Genomic DNA, 15,687 nt, shown 5'->3' with positions numbered 1-15,687 from the left:
AAAAATTGCCCGCGCGCTTGCTTTGGGTAAAGCGGTTGGGATAACGCTGTTTACATGAAACTCCCGCAAGACTTCGAAGCCCGGTTCACTGATATATTTCAGCCCGTCTTCATCTGGGGTGTCGGCGCACTGGAACTCGCGCTGATCCTCTACACGCTCTATTCGGAGTTTCTTACAGGCACCGGGCCATCCCTCCTGACGACTGTCCTGCCGCTAAGTATAGCGATAGCCGTTGCGTGGGCCGTCCTCGCCGTCCTTATCACGCTCGCCATTATCGCCTTCAAAGCCCGCAAGGAAGGCAAGAAGGTCGAAGAGGGCTAACGCTCCTGTGGCGCCTATAGAAGCTCGGCCGCCACACGCTGCAAAAGCCGCAGATACATTCCGGTCGATTGCGGCCTCACGATTAGGAATGCTTGAGGGATAAACAAATCGCTTCTTGGGAGAGATTCATTGGTCAAATTAAGAGTGTCAGAGTTAGACTTAGAAGATGTATTCGAAGACATGGTTCGGGTTCATCAGTCTCATCGGCCAGGCACGAAAGCCGGGCAGGTCGTGAGTATCAGAGCAAACGGCGGCAGAAAAATTTTCGCAGTCGCCCGAGGAGCGCCCTCAAACCAAAAAGGTATAATTCGGATGGATCTGGCAAGTCGGCAAAAGCTTGGCCTAGCTCCGAACGCCGAAGCCGAGTTTGAGATCGTAAGGGCGAGATTCTTTGGAGAATTCTGTTGGGCTTGGGGAGCGACAAACGCGATGCCACGCATTGGTGCGCGCCTCGCAATACTATCAGTTATACTAGGTGGAGTCGGACTAATTCTTGGGGCTGTATCCATATTCACTTAGCGTGCGAAAATTTTGTGGTAGAAATGGTATTTTCCGCAAATTTTCGTCAATCTCTGCAAAGACAGCAGCCTGACGAAGAATGCTTAAGCCCATGATCGCGAGAAGAGCAAAGAAATGAAAGCTCTGCTACCCAGCCCGCTCGCTTTTAACAATAACTTTCGAGTCATTGATCTCCCAGCCCAATGAATATTGCGACGCATTTTTTGGATGTATAGCTGCGTATCTGTTAGAAAACTTGGAGTCAGCCGATCGGTGATGTCGCATATATCCTGCTGCTGAGTGCGCTATGAAATCGGCAACTTCTAGGCCCTGCTCAAGTTCGGCCTTTTCTAATGTTGCCCAAGACACCGGAACCGTCACGCCGTCGTTTCTAATTAGGGTTTGGTGCGGCCAAGCCTCCCTGATCTTAGAAATTAAAGGCCCGTCCTCGAAAATTACGGACACCGCCTCCATAGGAACTGCGCCCACCATAAGCTTAGCAATACCCTTTAATAGCATCGCCATCGCGACTTGGAGCACCGGAGTAAATGGTAACCCATCAACTTCAAAAACTGTCCGATCAGTGATCACGATACTGGCGCGCTTTATCTCCTCATCAGAAAAAAACTCTGCAATTGCATCGGACTTACTCTTGCCGAACCGCCTGCTGAGTTTGCGCATGTGAATCGGCTGGCTTTCTCCGCCAACCACTGTTTTGCGAACCTCATTCCATGGCAGTCGGAGGGTGTCATTTAATTTATCTCCCCACACGGCGCATGCTCCGAAAGCAAAAATAGGATTGTTGGGATCAGCTAACTTCGGGTCCCCTGCCTCATCGACAAAAACGACGATCTCCCTCGTCCCATAAAAAAACTTCTCGAAAACCGTAACCAATGTAAAATCCTGCTATTGAACTAATGAAGCGGTAGCCGCCGGAACTGGTCTTAGCTCATTCATGGCACCGAATCGCCACCGCCGCCTCAATCATTCCCGTTCGCAAAGGCGCCTCGGCCTAGCCAAAAAAAGCGAGAGCATGCTTTGTAGGCTATATTCAGCATTTTAGCAGCAGGGCAGCGGGCCGACGGTGAGCCTGTTAACCTGAGCAATGTGCGCGTAGGAAAAAGTATCGATTCGTCTCGATGTCGAAAAAGCTTCCGCTCTCAGAATTTGTGACATTGCTGATTTGGTAACCACACTTTCCCACCCTAAACCACCGCGCCCTATCCTCCCTCAAATGACTCAGCTTACCGGTTTCATCGAGGAAGGCTTTTCCACTGTCCGCGAGGCAGTGGTGGAGGTGATGGACCGGTTGAGCGTGGATTTCAGGCCGGAGGTGACGCAGGCGCTCGCGCGCTATGCCCGCAGGCAGATCAAATTCATTGAGATCCTGCTGCGGCGACTGATCCTGCTCCTCGCGTCAGACATCGAGCTGGCCCCGCCCGCGAAAGCGTCTGCCAACCCACCGACACGTGAGCCCCAGACCCCTAAAACCAGAGCAGGCGCCTTCAATCTCCTGCCAAAGCTCGGCCAGGCCGGAACACCGTTTGAGCGCCTTCGCGCCCTGCACACGGCACCCGCGCGCAGAAACACCGCCAGTGCACCACTGCTGCACCGTCTGAGCACACTCCTGTACCACCTTGAGAACCCGATGCCGCTCGCCCAACGCATGGCGCGCATCCTTGACCGCCTCAAAACCGAAGGTGAGCCGCGCCCCGTCATCCTGCCGCTGGCCGGTCTGCACCGCGCAGGCCCGCAGCTCGCCCTCCTCACGACCAGCCTCATGCTGCACGGCAATGACGTGCTGCGCGACTGGTTCGATACGAGCTGAAGGGGGGACATTTCGGGCCACATCCCACAGATCCGCCGGGTCTGTGGCCGCAAGCGCAGCTTTTGGCGGCTTTATCCTTCGACAAGCTCAGGATGAGGATCGATTGGAGGAAAGTGTTTGTTGAATTGAACCTCACCCTTAGCCTGTCGAAGGGCGAGGTTCTGAGCGAAACCTAGTCAGGCAGCTCATCATTCAGGGCCAGCACCTTGCCCGCCAGGTAGAGGGACCCACAGATCAGGATACGCTCTGCGCCCGCCGAACGGGCCGCTTCCATCGCCGCGCGGAAGCTCTGATGGGCCTCGGCCCCCGCCCCCGCCTCACGCGCCGCATTGGCGAGCTCGTCGGGCGTGAAACTGTTCTCATTATTGTCGATGGGGCAGGTAAAGACGCGAAGGCCGGGCCGGTTGAGAGCGGCAAAAAAGCCGCGCGCATCCTTGTTAGCCAGCATGGCCGAGACGAGCATGGTCCGCTTGGCAGGCTCTTCGCTGTCCAGCGTGTCGAGGACCGCAGAAAGCGCCCGCCCCGCATGGGGGTTATGGCCCCCATCGAGCCAGACTGGCTTCTCACCGGCAAGCGTGGTGACGGGGCCGATCGAGAGCCGCTGCATCCGGGCAGGCCAGCGGGCAGACGCGGCGCCTTTGGCGACGGCCTCAGGGGTAATACCCTGAATGTTCGCCGCTTTCAGCGCCTTGGCGGCAAGGGCGGCGTTGGCAAACTGGTGCTCGCCCCAGAGGCCCAGCGGCGGCTGGATCAGGGCGAGGTCAACGGGGGTGAGGAAGTCAATTTGGTTGCCGGTGCGCGCGGCTTCGGCCTCCAGTGCGACTTGCGCCTCTTCGTTCTGGATGGCGGAAACGGCCGGGCAACCGGGCTTCAGAATGCCCGCCTTGTCGGTCGCGATCCTAGTGATCGTATTGCCGAGAAAGGCCTGATGATCGAGGTCGATGGGGCAGAAAACACTGCAGGCGGCGGCCTGAATGACATTGGAGGCATCATATCGCCCGCCAAGGCCAACTTCGAGGACGAGGAGGTCTGCCGGGGTCTCATGAAAAGCGAGGAAGCTGGCGGCCTGCGCCGCCTCGAAATGGGTAATCTGGCGATGGCCCTTGAGGGCGGCTTCGACCCGTTCGAGGCAGGAAACGAGATAGTCGTCCTCGATCAGTTTGCCGGAAAGCCGGATCCGCTCATTGAAGCGGACGAGATGCGGCGAGGTCGATGTGTGGACGGAAAGGCCCGCCGCCTCTGCCATGGCGCGGATGAAGGCAACAGTAGAGCCTTTTCCATTCGTGCCGCCGACATGGATGACGGGGGGAAGATCTAGATGCGGATTGCCAAGCTCCTCCAGCACGACCAGAAGCCGGTCGAGCGCGAGGATGCGGTCTTTGGGATTGTAGCGTTCGAACCGTTTGAGCGCCGTTTCGACGCCAAGCTGGGCGTCGATCAAGCTTTCTTGCCCTTGGACTTGTCTCTGGCTTCTGGCGCCGGAACGTCAGCCATAGGCGCTTTGAGCGGTCCGATTGGCGTCTCATCCATCGCACGTTTCGGCATCAGGTGGGCGAGCAGGCACCCAACGGTTGCTTTCAGCTCGCGCCGGTCGCTGACGATATCGACCTGGCCCTTCTGGCGCAGGAATTCAGAGCGCTGGAAGCCGTCCGGCAGCTTCTCGCGGATGGTCTGTTCGATCACGCGCGGGCCGGAGAAGGCAATCATGGCGCCCGGCTCAGCGATATGAACGTCGCCGAGCATCGCATAAGAGGCCGAAACACCGCCCGAGGTCGGGTCGGTCAGGACAACGATATAGGGAAGGCCCGCCTCACGGACTTCATCGATGGCAAGCGTCGTGCGCGGCATCTGCATGAGGGAAAGTGTCCCTTCCTGCATGCGCGCACCGCCAGAAGCGGTGCAGACGATGAAAGCGGCCTTGCGGGCCACGGCCAGCTGGGCTGCCGCGATAAAGGCTTCACCGGCTGCCATGCCGAGCGAGCCGCCCATGAAGGCAAAGTCCTGCACGAGGACGACGGCGGGCTTGCCCTTGATGCGTCCGAAGGCGGCCGCCATGCAGTCTTCCTGCGAGATTGGCGGGCTGGCGTCCGGGCTTTCTTCCTTCTCGCGGGCGGCCAGTTTGGACTTGGCGGCCTTCAGGCGGGAGGGGTAAGGCTTGTCATCGCGGAACTTGAGTGGGTCCTGCGGGACAGGCGGAAGTTGCAGAGGCTCCCAGCGCTCATTGTCAAAGAACAGACGGAAACGGCGGCGCGGCGAAATGCGAAGATGCGCGCCTGCCGGGGTGACATACCAACTCTCTTCCAGGTCGGAGCGATAGACGAGCTCACCGGATTTGGGGCATTTGACCCAGAGATTATCGGGCGTGTCCTTCTTCGAAGACAGGAAAGTCTTCAAACCGGGCGTTCTGAAGTTGGTGAGCCAGTTCATGTCAGAGTCACTCCTAAACTGTACTGCCTAGTTTCGCCCGGCATCGGCGAGGGCGCCAGACAGTTCTGCTGCCAGCGCGCCGATTTTAGACGGAATTTCATCCGGCGTGCCCGCTTCCAGAGATGTGCGTACATGATCCACGAATGCGGACCCGACGACAACCCCATCTGCAATAGCGGCCATGGCGGCGGCTTGTTCCCCCGTGCGCACGCCGAATCCGACGCAGACGGGGAGGCCGGAAACGCGCCGGGCACGCTCCACACCTTCGCGAATATCTTCTGGATCGGCAGAGCCGGACCCGGTCACGCCGGCAACGGCAACATAGTAGAGAAAGCCGGACGCACCCTCTGCGACCTTGGCAATACGCTTGTCTGTCGTGGTCGGCGTTGCCAGCCGGATGACGGATATCTCGTGGCGCGCATAGGCTTCGCGCAGCTCATGGTCTTCCTCAGGCGGAAGATCGACGAGGATCGTACCATCGATGCCCGCATCGGCGGCAGCGTCAGCAAATGCTTCGTAGCCAAGATGGAAGACCGGGTTGGCATAGCCCATCAGGATCAGCGGCGTGTCCTGATCGTCTTCTCGAAAGCGTGTGGCGAGCGCCAGAACGTCGGTGAGCTTCGTGCCGGCCTTCAGGCTGCGCTGCCCAGCGCGCTGGATCGCCGGGCCGTCTGCCATCGGGTCGGTGAACGGCGCGCCAAGCTCGATTATGTCGGCGCCATTGTCGCGCAGGGCACAGAGTGCCTTGTAGCTGGTCTCAAGATCGGGATCGCCCGCCATGATATAGCTTACCAGAGCGGCGCGGCCTTCGGCGCGAACCTTGTCGAACCGTGCAGTAATTCGGGATGTCGGCATTAGCGGGAAGGCGCTTCCGTATTTTCTTCAAGCCACGCTGCATACTCACCCAGCGCATGAGTGCAAGGCCAGGCTACCATAGCTGGTATGTCGTAGGGGTGGAGGCCCGTTACGAGGGTTTCCAGCGCCTCCCAGCAGCTCTCGACCGATTTCAGCCAGAGAATGTGCTCGAACGCCTGCTCGACAACGCCTTTCCAGAGATAGGTGGACGAGACAGGGCCTTCGATATTGCCGCAAGCGGCCAGCCGCTTTTCGACCGCCGCATCGGCGATCTGCTGGGCTACATCCTGCGAGGGGCAGGTAATCCGTATGAGGAGCGCTTTGGTCATTCACTATCAGTCGTTCGTTGATGGGCTACTAGCAAGTCCCAACTTGCTCAGGAGCCAGAAGGATTATGGTATTGATTTGCGACCAATCCATCGCCCCTTCGCCGTTTCCAGCCCACTTTGATACTTCACTCTCCGGGCCGTCGATCAGCCACATGAAATACAATCTTTCTTCGCATCCTTCACTCGAAGCCCGAGTAAGCCAAACTACGTTCGCCGCACCGTCTCCTCCGACCCAGCCCTGATCGATCAGCTGTTCGAAAATCTGCCCTTCAATTGAGGCATCATCATTTTCAGACGAGCTGAACTCAATGCAATTCGCCCGGTCAGGCAGTTCGTCAACCGGCATGTGATAGGTAGTGCAGTCGTTTCGGATGAAAGCACCTTGGGGAACAGCAATGCTATAATAGCCGTCTAGCTCTAGCTTCGGCTCTGCCGCAGCGGGCTGTCCGCATGAGGCGACCAATAAAGTGATAGCCACCAGACTTTTCAAAACAGGCGAGAACATCAGATTTCCATGCCAAGGTGTTCGGCGACTGAGAAGATGTCCTTGTCGCCACGCCCGCACAGATTCATGATCAGGATCTGGTCCTTGTCCATTGTCTCACAGATATCGCCGAGACGGGCGATCGCGTGGGCAGGCTCAAGCGCAGGGATGATCCCCTCAAGACGCGTACAAAGCTGGAAGCCTTCAAGCGCTTCCTTGTCCGTGCAGGTAAGATATTCAGCCCGGCCCGAATCACGCAGGAAAGCGTGTTCCGGCCCGATGCCCGGATAATCTAGACCCGCAGAGATTGAGTGGGCATCGATGATCTGGCCGTCATCGGTTTGCAGGAGATAGGTCTTGTTGCCGTGAAGTATACCGGGCCTGCCACCATTCAGCGCGGCTGCATGTTCACCCGTTTCGATGCCATGGCCTGACGCTTCGACGCCGATCAGACGCACGCCCTCATCCTCAATGAAAGGATGGAAAAGGCCGATTGCGTTCGATCCGCCACCGATACATGCCACAACGGCATCGGGCAGGCGGCCTTCGCGCTCCATGAGCTGGCTTTTCGCTTCCTGGCCAATGACCGACTGAAAATCACGGACGAGTTCAGGATAAGGATGCGGACCCGCCGCGGTGCCGATCACGTAGAATGTGTCATGCACATTGGTGACCCAGTCGCGCAGCGCCTCATTCATGGCGTCCTTCAGCGTGCCCGTGCCAGAAGACACAGGCACAATCTCTGCGCCCAGCATCTTCATACGGAAGACGTTCGGCTTCTGACGCTCCACATCGGTCGCGCCCATGAAGACGACGCATTGCAGGCCAAAGCGCGCGCACACCGTTGCCGTCGCGACGCCGTGCTGGCCTGCGCCCGTTTCAGCGATGATGCGTTTCTTGCCCATCCGCATAGCGAGGAGCACCTGGCCAAGGCAGTTATTGATCTTGTGCGCGCCGGTGTGATTGAGCTCGTCGCGTTTGAAATAGATCTTCGGCCCGCCGAAATGCTCGGTCATCCGCTCTGCATGATAGAGCGGAGACGGACGGCCGACATAATTGCGCCAGAGGTCGTCCATCTGGGACAGAAAAGCAGGGTCTTTCTTGGCGGCGCGGTACTCATCCTCAAGTTCGAGGACGAGCGGCATCAGCGTTTCAGCGACGTAGCGCCCGCCAAATTCGCCGAAGCGGCCCTTCTCGTCGGGCCATTGTGCCCATGTGTTTGGCTTGTTCATGAGAGCCCTCATAGTCCTGACTTTTCGCCGCCGCAATGAAGGCCCGCACGAGGTCGGCATCCTTGATGCCGCGCTGGCGTTCCACGCCAGACGAGACGTCGACCGCTGGCGCACCGGTTGCCTTGATTGCGCCTGCTACATTGTGCGGAGTGAGGCCCCCGGCAAGTAGCCAGGGTGTCGCTGGGGCCCAGTCCTGAAGGATCGACCAGTCGAAGGCGGCACCGTGACCGCCCGTCCGGTCCGCCCCCTCTGGCGGCTTTGCGTCGATCAGCAGCCTGTCAGCAGACCGATAGAGGCGAGCTGCTTCCTCCAGGTCTGCGCGAGAGGAGACACCGACCGCTTTCCAGACCTCAACAGATGAAGGCAGGCTGGCCCGAAGATTGGCGACGAACTCTGGCGACTCCTTGCCATGAAGCTGGAACACATCCGGCATGACCGTACCGCCAACGCCGCGCAGAATGGCGGGCTCTGGATCCGAGACGAGCACCACAGAGCGGACATTATTCGTTGCAGCCGCGAGCAGCAGGTCGATCACCTGTTCGAAACGTGCGCTTCCACCGCCAAGAACGTTGCGCGGACTTTGCGGCACCAGAACAAAGCCGACCCAGTCAGCCCCAGCTTCCGCTGCGACCTTCACCATATCGGCGTCAGAAATTCCGCATATCTTTACGTCTGCCATGGCGCTTAGGTCAGGCGCGCACGCGGCACTGTCAAGCCGACAGGCTTTGACCCTGCGTGACCTTGCTGCGGAATGTTTACGAAAGCGCCCAAGCTTGCTGAATAGCGGGCGAAGGAGATTGCCATGCCCGCTACATCGCTATTGTCCGATATCAAGATTGCCGACATGACCACGGTGATCTTCGGCCCTTACTGCACGCAGACCCTCGCCGATATGGGCGCCGATGTCGTGAAGCTGGAGCCGGAAACAGGCGATACATTCCGCAATGTCGGCAAGCCCGCCAATAATCGCGGCATGGGCCCCTGTCATATGACGATCAATCGCGGCAAGCGCTCTGTGGTCTGGGATATGAAGTCAGACGAAGGCAAGGCCGCGATCCGGAAGCTGATCGAAGCAAGTGATGTCTTTATCCACAATATCCGCCCCGAAGCGGTGGCACGGCTGGGCCTGACCTTTGAAGATGTAAAGGCGATCCGGCCCGACATCGTTTATGTTCATTGCCTGGGTTTCGGCACTGAAGGCCCTTATGCAGGCCGGCCTGCCTATGACGACCTCATCCAGTCGCTTTCTGGCGCCTGCAATCTGCTACCCCAGGTCGATGGAAATGAAGCGCCGCGCTTCCTGCCGACAGCCTTTGCCGACAAGGTGTCGGGGCTGCATGCCATGTATGCGACGCTCGCCGCGCTGCATCACCGCGCCCGCACGGGTGAGGCGGTGCATGTCGAAGTTCCCATGTTCGAGTGCATCTCCTCATTCCTGCTGGAGGAGCATTTCTATGAGGCGGCCTTCGATCCGCCGGTTGGCCCATACTATTATCAGCGCCAGATCGACCCATCGCGCCAGCCGGTGCGGACGCAGAATGGCTGGATCACGATCGCCCCTTATGTCGACCATCGCTGGGTGACGCTATTCGACGCAATCGGCCAGCCGCAGGAGCTGGAAGACGAGCGGATCAATGATTATCGCGGCCGCTTCTTCAACCATGACTATCTCATGTCTCGCGTGCAGGCGCATTTCGTGAACTTCACGACCGAGGAATTGCTGGACATTTTAGGCAAGGCCGATGTGCCCGCCGCCCGCGTCAATGACATTTCGGACCTGCGCGAAGACCCGCATCTGAAGGCCGTGGACTTTTTCACCCGCCGCGAACACCCAAGCGAGGGCGCTTACTGGGAGGTCAAACCGCCCGTGAGATTTGTCGGCCATGCGGAGCATGAGATCACGCCCGCGCCCAGGCTTGGTCAGCACACGGAAGATATCCTGCGCGAACTCGGGCTGGGCCCGGCCGGTGACGAATAGGCTGATCTGGGATCTAGCTAGTTGATGACCTGATTGGCCTCGACGATGCGACGCCTGCGCGGTCCCCAGCGGAACTGTTCGGTTTCACGCGTCAAGCCGCGAGCCCGTAGCGTGCCCCGGTCACGGTAGAGACCAAAGCGACGGCGCGCGGCAACCGGTTTGCGGCTGGGCCCGTGAATACCGACTATGGTCACCGTAAACTCCAGTGGCTCATCTCGGTCGGTGTCGCCGGTGTCAATTTCGCCATGCTCGACTGCGAAACGCTCCAGCAACTCTTCGAAAGAGCCAAGCTCCAGCGCTTCACCGTGCGCGAGCGGGATCTGGAATGAACGTTCGTGATTATCTGCGGCCGGCTCCGTGATGTCGCTGAGAAGGTCTTCGCCATTTTTCCTGAGACGCGCCGTCAGGTTCTGGATGTGAAAACTGCCTTCGCTCATGTTCGAGATAAAGCAGCGAGCTGCGGCATCCGACTTCAGCGATGAGGATACGATCAGGCTGGAGCGGCGCTGGCGGATGATCCCGTTGAGCATGAGCTGCAGATAGGTGACCCACACGATCACCATGATCACATTCGCCCCCGCACTGATCGCCGAGGAATTATTGCTGATGAAGTCCATCATGCGCGCGACAACGCATGGCTCTGAGCAGAAGTTGCGTCGATTGCTGGCGTGTCAGCTTGCCAGTTGGCTCACGCTGTCGGCGCTCGTTTCACCGGCCGCATCTTTCAGCCACGCAGTCATATCCGGACCGCTCAAAGGCGCAGCGAAATAATAACCCTGCATTTCCGGACAGCCCGCCCCTTCGATGAAAGCGCCTTGTGACGCGGTTTCCACGCCTTCGGCCACCATTGTCAAATCGAGCGCCCGGCCAAGCTGTACCAGTGAGATGACGAGGTCGAGCACCTTGTCTTCTTCCTCAATGCCCGACACGAGCGACTTGTCGATTTTCAGCTTGTCGAGCGGCATGTCGAGAAGCGCCCGCAGATTTGAATAGCCGGTGCCATAGTCGTCGAGCGCGATCTGGACGCCCTCCTCGCGCAGCCGGTTCAGGTTACGGCGCGCGGAGCTGACGTCTTCGACAAGCGAGGATTCAAGGATTTCGAGGCAGATAGCAGATGGCGGGAGGCCCGAGGCTGCGATCTCGCGCAGAAAGTCTGTCGCATAGCCCGGCGTGACGACGTCCATCGGCGAAGCATTGAACGACACGAACTCGATCTCGCCTGACACGATCCAGGGTTTTGCGATCTGCGCGGCTTTCCGGAAAACAAGGCGGTCCAGATTGCCAACAAGCCCCATATCCGTGGCAGCGGCGACAAATTCGTCGGGCCTGACATGGCCGAGATCCTTATCATGCCAGCGGGACAGCACCTCTACGCCAATCGGCTGGCGGGTGCCGCTGGAGACGATCGGCTGGAAAACCGGCGTGATGAGCGCCTGCTCAAGCGCCTGGGGGAGTTTCTCTTCAATCTGGAGCCGGCGCCGATAGGCACCGAGAGTGTTCTCGTCGAACATCTGCGATGCGGCGCGGCCACCACGTTTGCCTGCGAACAGGGCAAGGTCGGCACGGCTGAGAAGCTCTGACGGCGTGGTCGCATCCTTTGGATAGATGCAGATACCGGCCGAGCCCGAGAGCTTGATTTCACGGTCGCCGGAGGTCGTCGGGCGAAAAACGATCTGCCGAAAGCGTTCAAACCGGTCGGCGAAGGAATCACCAAGCTCGTCCAGGTCTTCGGTGATGACCGCGAACTCATCGCCACCAATACGTCCGACGCTCCGGATGCCGGGGAGGGATGCCAGTCTTTTCCCGACCGTTTTCAGCACGCTATCGCCAACCGAGTGACCAAACCGGTCATTGATGCGTTTGAAGTAATCGAGGTCAACGAGCGCAAAGCCAAATGATTTGCCCTCTTTTTCAGCATCCTTGACCCGGTTCTCCAGGTCAATTTCCAGACCACGACGGTTTCGCAAACCGGTCGCCGCATCGGTCTGTGCGACTTTCAGGGCAGTTGCCTTGTCGCTCAGCGCTTCTTCGAGGCGCTTCTGCAGCACCGTCATCTGAGGCTGCATACCGCCAAAATGCGGAAGCGATGCCGCCTTCTCGCCGTCGCTCTTATCGATATGAATGAAGTCCATCACGATCCCGAGGAGGCCCCGCGAGCCATCTTCAAATGTGAAGGGAACCTTCTTGGTGAGCGCGAACTGGTTGTCGCCGATCTGCTCTTCATTGAGGCTTTCTTCGCCAGCAAGAACAGCATCATCCTCCCGCCAGAAAACAGTTACCTGTTCTTCATCGAAGATATGGCTGTCATCCTTACCAATGATGTCATCGCAGCCGATCAGCTTCTTGAAAGCCGTATTCCCATATACCCAGCGGTGCTGGTGATCCTTGACGAAGACCGCGTAGGGAATGGCGTCAAGAACGCTCGAGAAGTATGGCCTGATCATTTTTAATCCTGAGCCACTGACGCAACGGGGTCGCGACCGGCCATCCGTGCATCCAGTTTGATCTGGCGCCGGACAAGTGTGGCCATACGCGTCAGGTCGGCTTGCTGCTCTGGCGACAGCGATCTCGGTTCGTGATCAATGATGCAGAACGTGCCGATATTGTATCCGTCCACATTGATCGGGGCGCCGGCATAGAACCGGATAAAAGGTTCCCCCGTCACCATGGCGTGATGCTTGAACCGGGGGTCCTGCCGGGCGTCTTCAACGACAAACACCGCGTCAGTCTGAATGGCATAGGAGCAGAAAGAGTTGGCCCTGTCCGACTCACAGGCGTCGATCCCGACACATGACTTGAACCATTGCCTGTTCACATCAACCAGCGACACCAGAACGATGGGCACATCGAAATGACGCGATGCGGCGCGGCTGATCGCGTCGAAGGCCCGGCTTGGAGCGGTATCGAGGATTTGCTGTCGGCGCAGGCAATGAAGGCGGGCTGCTTCGCGGCCCGCTGGCGTGATATTGACCTGAGGTTCTAGGTTCTGCATCCAGCGACGAATACGGACGGCCTGTAAACATCTGGTTGATAGATGCCGGTCAATTTCGTGCGCACTGCAGTTCTCGGAGGGAAGTGGCGGTGAGACAGGGATTCGAACCCTGGATACGATTGCTCGTATACACGCGTTCCAGGCGTGCGCCTTCAACCACTCGGCCACCTCACCACAAGGGCGCGTCTATAGAGGAAGGTGCTAGGCAACCGCAAGCCCGTGATTGTTTCTCCGCTGCTGAATTCCATATTGAAGGCTGAGACATTGAAAGGACGAACAGCATGTTCTTTACTCGCAAACCAGCCGAACTGCCTGAAAAAGGCGAGGCCCTGCCCGGCCGCGCGCAGGCCATTCCGACCTCTGATATCCATTTCGTGAATGGCAACGATATGAGCGCGCCCATCCCTGACGGTTTCGAAGAAATCGTCTTCGGCATGGGCTGCTTCTGGGGCGTTGAGCGTATCTTCTGGCAGATGGACGGGGTCTGGGTGACCCAGGCTGGCTATGCTGGCGGGGAGACACCCAACCCGACCTATGAAGAGACATGCTCCGGCAAGACGGGCCACACCGAAGTCGTCCGCGTCGTCTATGACCCCTCGAAAGTGACGGCCACTGAGCTCATCAAGGCATTCTGGGAAAACCATGACCCGACACAGGGCATGCGTCAGGGCAATGATGTCGGCACCCAATACCGGTCTGCCATCTTCACGACGACCGAGGAGCAGGAAAAGATCGCGGCTGCGACGCGTGAAAGCTTCCAGAAGGCGCTCAGCGAATCCGGACGCGGCCAGATCACGACGGAAATCCGCTCGCTGGACGAGTTCTATCACGCTGAGGACTATCACCAGCAATATCTCGCCAAGAACCCTAATGGCTATTGCGGGATTGGTGGCACCGGCGTTTCCTGTCCGATGCCGACGGGTGTCAGCGCCTGAGCTATTTGCTAAGCGGGCCCGGTGAGCGATTTCCTGACCCGTTTTGCGCCATCTCCGACCGGAAGATTGCACCTCGGCCACGCGGCCTCGGCCTTTCATGTCTGGCAGGCCGCAGAGCGGGCGGGCGGCAGTGTTTTGCTGCGCATAGAGGATATCGACCAGACGCGCTGCAAGCCGGACTTTACCGATGGTATTCTGGAAGACCTTGCCTGGCTCGACTTTGACTGGACGGGCCCGCCGCGCATTCAGTCAGAGCACTTCGCGGACTATGCTCGCGTGGTCGAGCGACTGACCGAACTTGGCCTGACCTATCGCTGCTTCCGCACACGAACCGACATGGCCGCAGAGACTGAGGCGGCAGGCCTTACCCCCGGAAGCCCTTTTACCGGCCAGCCCTTGCCTGCAGAACTGGAAGCCGAACGACTGTCCCAGGAAGCGCCCTTCGCATGGCGCCTGTCGCTGGAGAAATGCCGCGACTATCTGGGGCCGGAGTATGACCGGCTGAGCTTCGAAGTCTGCGGTCTTGATGGGGCCACCCGCATCGAAAAGGCCCGCCCAGGGCTCCACGGCGATATCAACCTCACGCGGAAGGATGCGCCGACCGCGTATCACGTTGCGTGTACACATGATGATGCGCGGCAGGGCATCACGCATGTTATACGCGGCACCGACCTGGAAGACGCGGCCCATATTCATGTGTTGTTACAGGCCCTTATGGGCTGGCCGACCCCCATTTACACCCATCACCCACTTGTTCTGGGCCCGGATGGACACAAGCTGGCCAAACGCTTTGAATCACAAAGTCTTGCGAGTCTTCGCGAGGCGGGTTTAACGCCACGGGACGTTAAAAAGCTCGCAGGCGTTTGAGGCAGACAGTATGAGCGATACCGCAAACGGCCGCGCCTGGCTCGGCCCTCTCCTGCTGCTTCTGGGCGGTCTTTGCATTGGTCTCGCACCAATCGGTCTGCGCATGGGGCTCGATACGCTCGGGCCGCAGGCTATCGCTTTCTGGCGCTACACTTTTGCGATCCCGATGCTGTTCGTCCTGCTCATCGGCATTGAGCGGCGGATGCCGAAAAAGATCACGCCCCTGATCATCCTCGCAGGTACGCTCTTTGCGCTGGACATTGCGCTCTGGCACTGGGCGCTGACAATGACCACGGTCGCAAACGCCACCTTTATCGTGAACATGGGCAATGTCTGCGTAGGATTCGTCGCCTGGCTGGTGTTGAAGGAACGTCCCAAGCCCATCTGGTTCGTCGCGGTCGCCGTCGCTGTGGCTGGCGCGGCAGCCTTGTCGCAGGGCGGCGGCGCAAGTGGTCAGGCGGACATTCGCGGCGACCTGCTCGCTGTTGCAGCGGCCATCATGGTCGCGGGCTATATGCTGTTCTCGAAAATGTCCCGCAACAAGCTTGGCGCGATGGATGTCATCTTCTGGCTGACCGTGGTCGAGGCCATCGTTGCAGGCATGGTCGTTCTCGCCTCTGGTGAGCGTTTCATCCCTGAAACACCTCAGGGTTTCGCCGCGCCGCTCTTCCTTGCTCTCGTTGCACAAGTTGGCGGCCAAGGTCTGATTATTGCCGGACTTGGCCGCACGCCGGCCGCCGTTGCTGGCATCATCGTTCTTATCCAGCCGGTCTTCGCCGCTGGCCTGTCTTGGCAGCTTTTCGGCGAGTCCCTCACTGTTTTGCAGGGGGGCGGTGCCGCCCTTATTCTGCTTGGCATCTGGCTCTCGCAGGGCGGGGTGAAGAGGCGTCGCCGGTCTGCGGCAAAACCGTCACATGCAGAAGCTACAACCAGCGCCTGAA

Annotated in this window: 17 protein-coding genes and 1 tRNA gene; 6 read left to right on the top strand and 12 right to left on the bottom strand. The window is 58.9% G+C overall.

Translation table 11 applies throughout. The annotated features are described in order from the left end of the window. Positions 1-54 precede the first annotated feature (54 nt). A complete protein-coding gene (locus O4G74_RS03475) occupies positions 55-321 on the top strand; it encodes a hypothetical protein (RefSeq protein ID WP_269401271.1) in 267 nt (88 codons plus the stop codon). A 645-nt stretch (positions 322-966) separates the two neighbouring features. Here O4G74_RS03475 and O4G74_RS03470 read toward each other — a convergent pair. Then, complete coding sequence (locus O4G74_RS03470) at positions 967-1,713, bottom strand: DUF3800 domain-containing protein (protein WP_269401270.1); 747 nt, start codon at positions 1,711-1,713, stop codon at positions 967-969. Between the two features lie 340 nt (positions 1,714-2,053). Here O4G74_RS03470 and O4G74_RS03465 point away from each other — a divergent pair, with 340 nt between their 5' ends. Next, positions 2,054-2,647 carry a hypothetical protein gene (locus O4G74_RS03465; protein WP_269401269.1) on the top strand — a complete coding sequence of 198 codons (594 nt, stop codon included), beginning with the start codon at positions 2,054-2,056 and terminating at the stop codon, positions 2,645-2,647. A gap of 172 nt (positions 2,648-2,819) precedes the next feature. Here the strand turns inward: O4G74_RS03465 and O4G74_RS03460 are convergent, their stop codons facing one another. The 7 genes from O4G74_RS03460 to O4G74_RS03430 are packed head-to-tail and all read right to left on the bottom strand — an operon-like array spanning position 2,820 to position 8,653. Further along, the gene (locus O4G74_RS03460) at positions 2,820-4,088 is read right to left on the bottom strand and encodes a bifunctional folylpolyglutamate synthase/dihydrofolate synthase (protein ID WP_269401268.1); all 1,269 of its coding nucleotides are present in this window, start codon (positions 4,086-4,088) and stop codon (positions 2,820-2,822) included. Beyond that, entirely contained in the window at positions 4,085-5,074 is a 990-nt protein-coding gene (locus tag O4G74_RS03455; protein ID WP_269401267.1) for an acetyl-CoA carboxylase carboxyltransferase subunit beta, read from the bottom strand. The genes O4G74_RS03460 and O4G74_RS03455 overlap by 4 nt, the downstream gene beginning before the upstream one ends. Before the next feature lie 27 nt (positions 5,075-5,101). Further along, positions 5,102-5,929, bottom strand: coding sequence for a tryptophan synthase subunit alpha (gene trpA, locus O4G74_RS03450; protein ID WP_269401266.1), 828 nt, complete (start codon positions 5,927-5,929; stop codon positions 5,102-5,104). After that, a complete protein-coding gene (gene cutA / locus O4G74_RS03445; RefSeq protein WP_269401265.1) occupies positions 5,929-6,258 on the bottom strand; it encodes a divalent-cation tolerance protein CutA in 330 nt (109 codons plus the stop codon). The genes trpA and cutA overlap by 1 nt, the downstream gene beginning before the upstream one ends. A gap of 28 nt (positions 6,259-6,286) precedes the next feature. Then, positions 6,287-6,763, bottom strand: a complete 477-nt coding sequence (locus O4G74_RS03440) for a hypothetical protein (RefSeq protein ID WP_269401264.1) — start codon at positions 6,761-6,763, stop codon at positions 6,287-6,289. Next, positions 6,763-7,974: a tryptophan synthase subunit beta gene (gene trpB, locus O4G74_RS03435; protein ID WP_269401263.1), complete on the bottom strand. Its 1,212-nt coding sequence runs from the start codon at positions 7,972-7,974 to the stop codon at positions 6,763-6,765. The genes O4G74_RS03440 and trpB overlap by 1 nt, the downstream gene beginning before the upstream one ends. Then, positions 7,895-8,653, bottom strand: a complete 759-nt coding sequence (locus tag O4G74_RS03430; protein ID WP_269401262.1) for a phosphoribosylanthranilate isomerase — start codon at positions 8,651-8,653, stop codon at positions 7,895-7,897. The genes trpB and O4G74_RS03430 overlap by 80 nt, the downstream gene beginning before the upstream one ends. Positions 8,654-8,776: 123 nt before the next feature. Between O4G74_RS03430 and O4G74_RS03425 the strand changes: the two genes are divergently transcribed. Beyond that, complete coding sequence (locus O4G74_RS03425; RefSeq protein ID WP_269401261.1) at positions 8,777-9,952, top strand: CaiB/BaiF CoA transferase family protein; 1,176 nt, start codon at positions 8,777-8,779, stop codon at positions 9,950-9,952. Between the two features lie 17 nt (positions 9,953-9,969). Here O4G74_RS03425 and O4G74_RS03420 read toward each other — a convergent pair whose 3' ends face one another. From O4G74_RS03420 to O4G74_RS03405, 4 genes are all read right to left on the bottom strand, one after another. Continuing rightward, positions 9,970-10,572, bottom strand: coding sequence for a hypothetical protein (locus tag O4G74_RS03420; RefSeq protein WP_269401260.1), 603 nt, complete (start codon positions 10,570-10,572; stop codon positions 9,970-9,972). Between the two features lie 51 nt (positions 10,573-10,623). After that, entirely contained in the window at positions 10,624-12,396 is a 1,773-nt protein-coding gene (locus O4G74_RS03415; RefSeq protein WP_269401259.1) for an EAL domain-containing protein, read from the bottom strand. Between the two features lie 2 nt (positions 12,397-12,398). After that, a complete protein-coding gene (locus tag O4G74_RS03410; protein WP_269401258.1) occupies positions 12,399-12,944 on the bottom strand; it encodes a GAF domain-containing protein in 546 nt (181 codons plus the stop codon). An 84-nt stretch (positions 12,945-13,028) separates the two neighbouring features. After that, positions 13,029-13,118, bottom strand: a tRNA-Ser gene (locus O4G74_RS03405). Between the two features lie 107 nt (positions 13,119-13,225). On the opposite strand from O4G74_RS03405, the gene msrA reads away from it, so the two are divergent. Genes msrA through O4G74_RS03390 form a run of 3 tightly spaced genes read left to right on the top strand, consistent with a single transcriptional unit; the run spans position 13,226 to position 15,686 of the window. Beyond that, entirely contained in the window at positions 13,226-13,879 is a 654-nt protein-coding gene (gene msrA, locus O4G74_RS03400; RefSeq protein ID WP_269401257.1) for a peptide-methionine (S)-S-oxide reductase MsrA, read from the top strand. 21 nt (positions 13,880-13,900) lie between these two features. Beyond that, a complete protein-coding gene (gluQRS, locus tag O4G74_RS03395; RefSeq protein ID WP_269401256.1) occupies positions 13,901-14,746 on the top strand; it encodes a tRNA glutamyl-Q(34) synthetase GluQRS in 846 nt (281 codons plus the stop codon). Between the two features lie 10 nt (positions 14,747-14,756). After that, on the top strand, positions 14,757-15,686 hold the full coding sequence (locus tag O4G74_RS03390; protein WP_269401255.1) for a DMT family transporter: 930 nt from the start codon (positions 14,757-14,759) through the stop codon (positions 15,684-15,686). Position 15,687 lies beyond the last annotated feature (1 nt).

The sequence above is a fragment of the Henriciella marina genome, from assembly GCF_027213945.1.
In the GTDB taxonomy this organism is placed as follows: domain Bacteria; phylum Pseudomonadota; class Alphaproteobacteria; order Caulobacterales; family Hyphomonadaceae; genus Henriciella; species Henriciella marina_A.
Note: the sequence above shows the minus strand (reverse complement) of the source record. Positions and strands in the feature narration are given on the sequence as shown.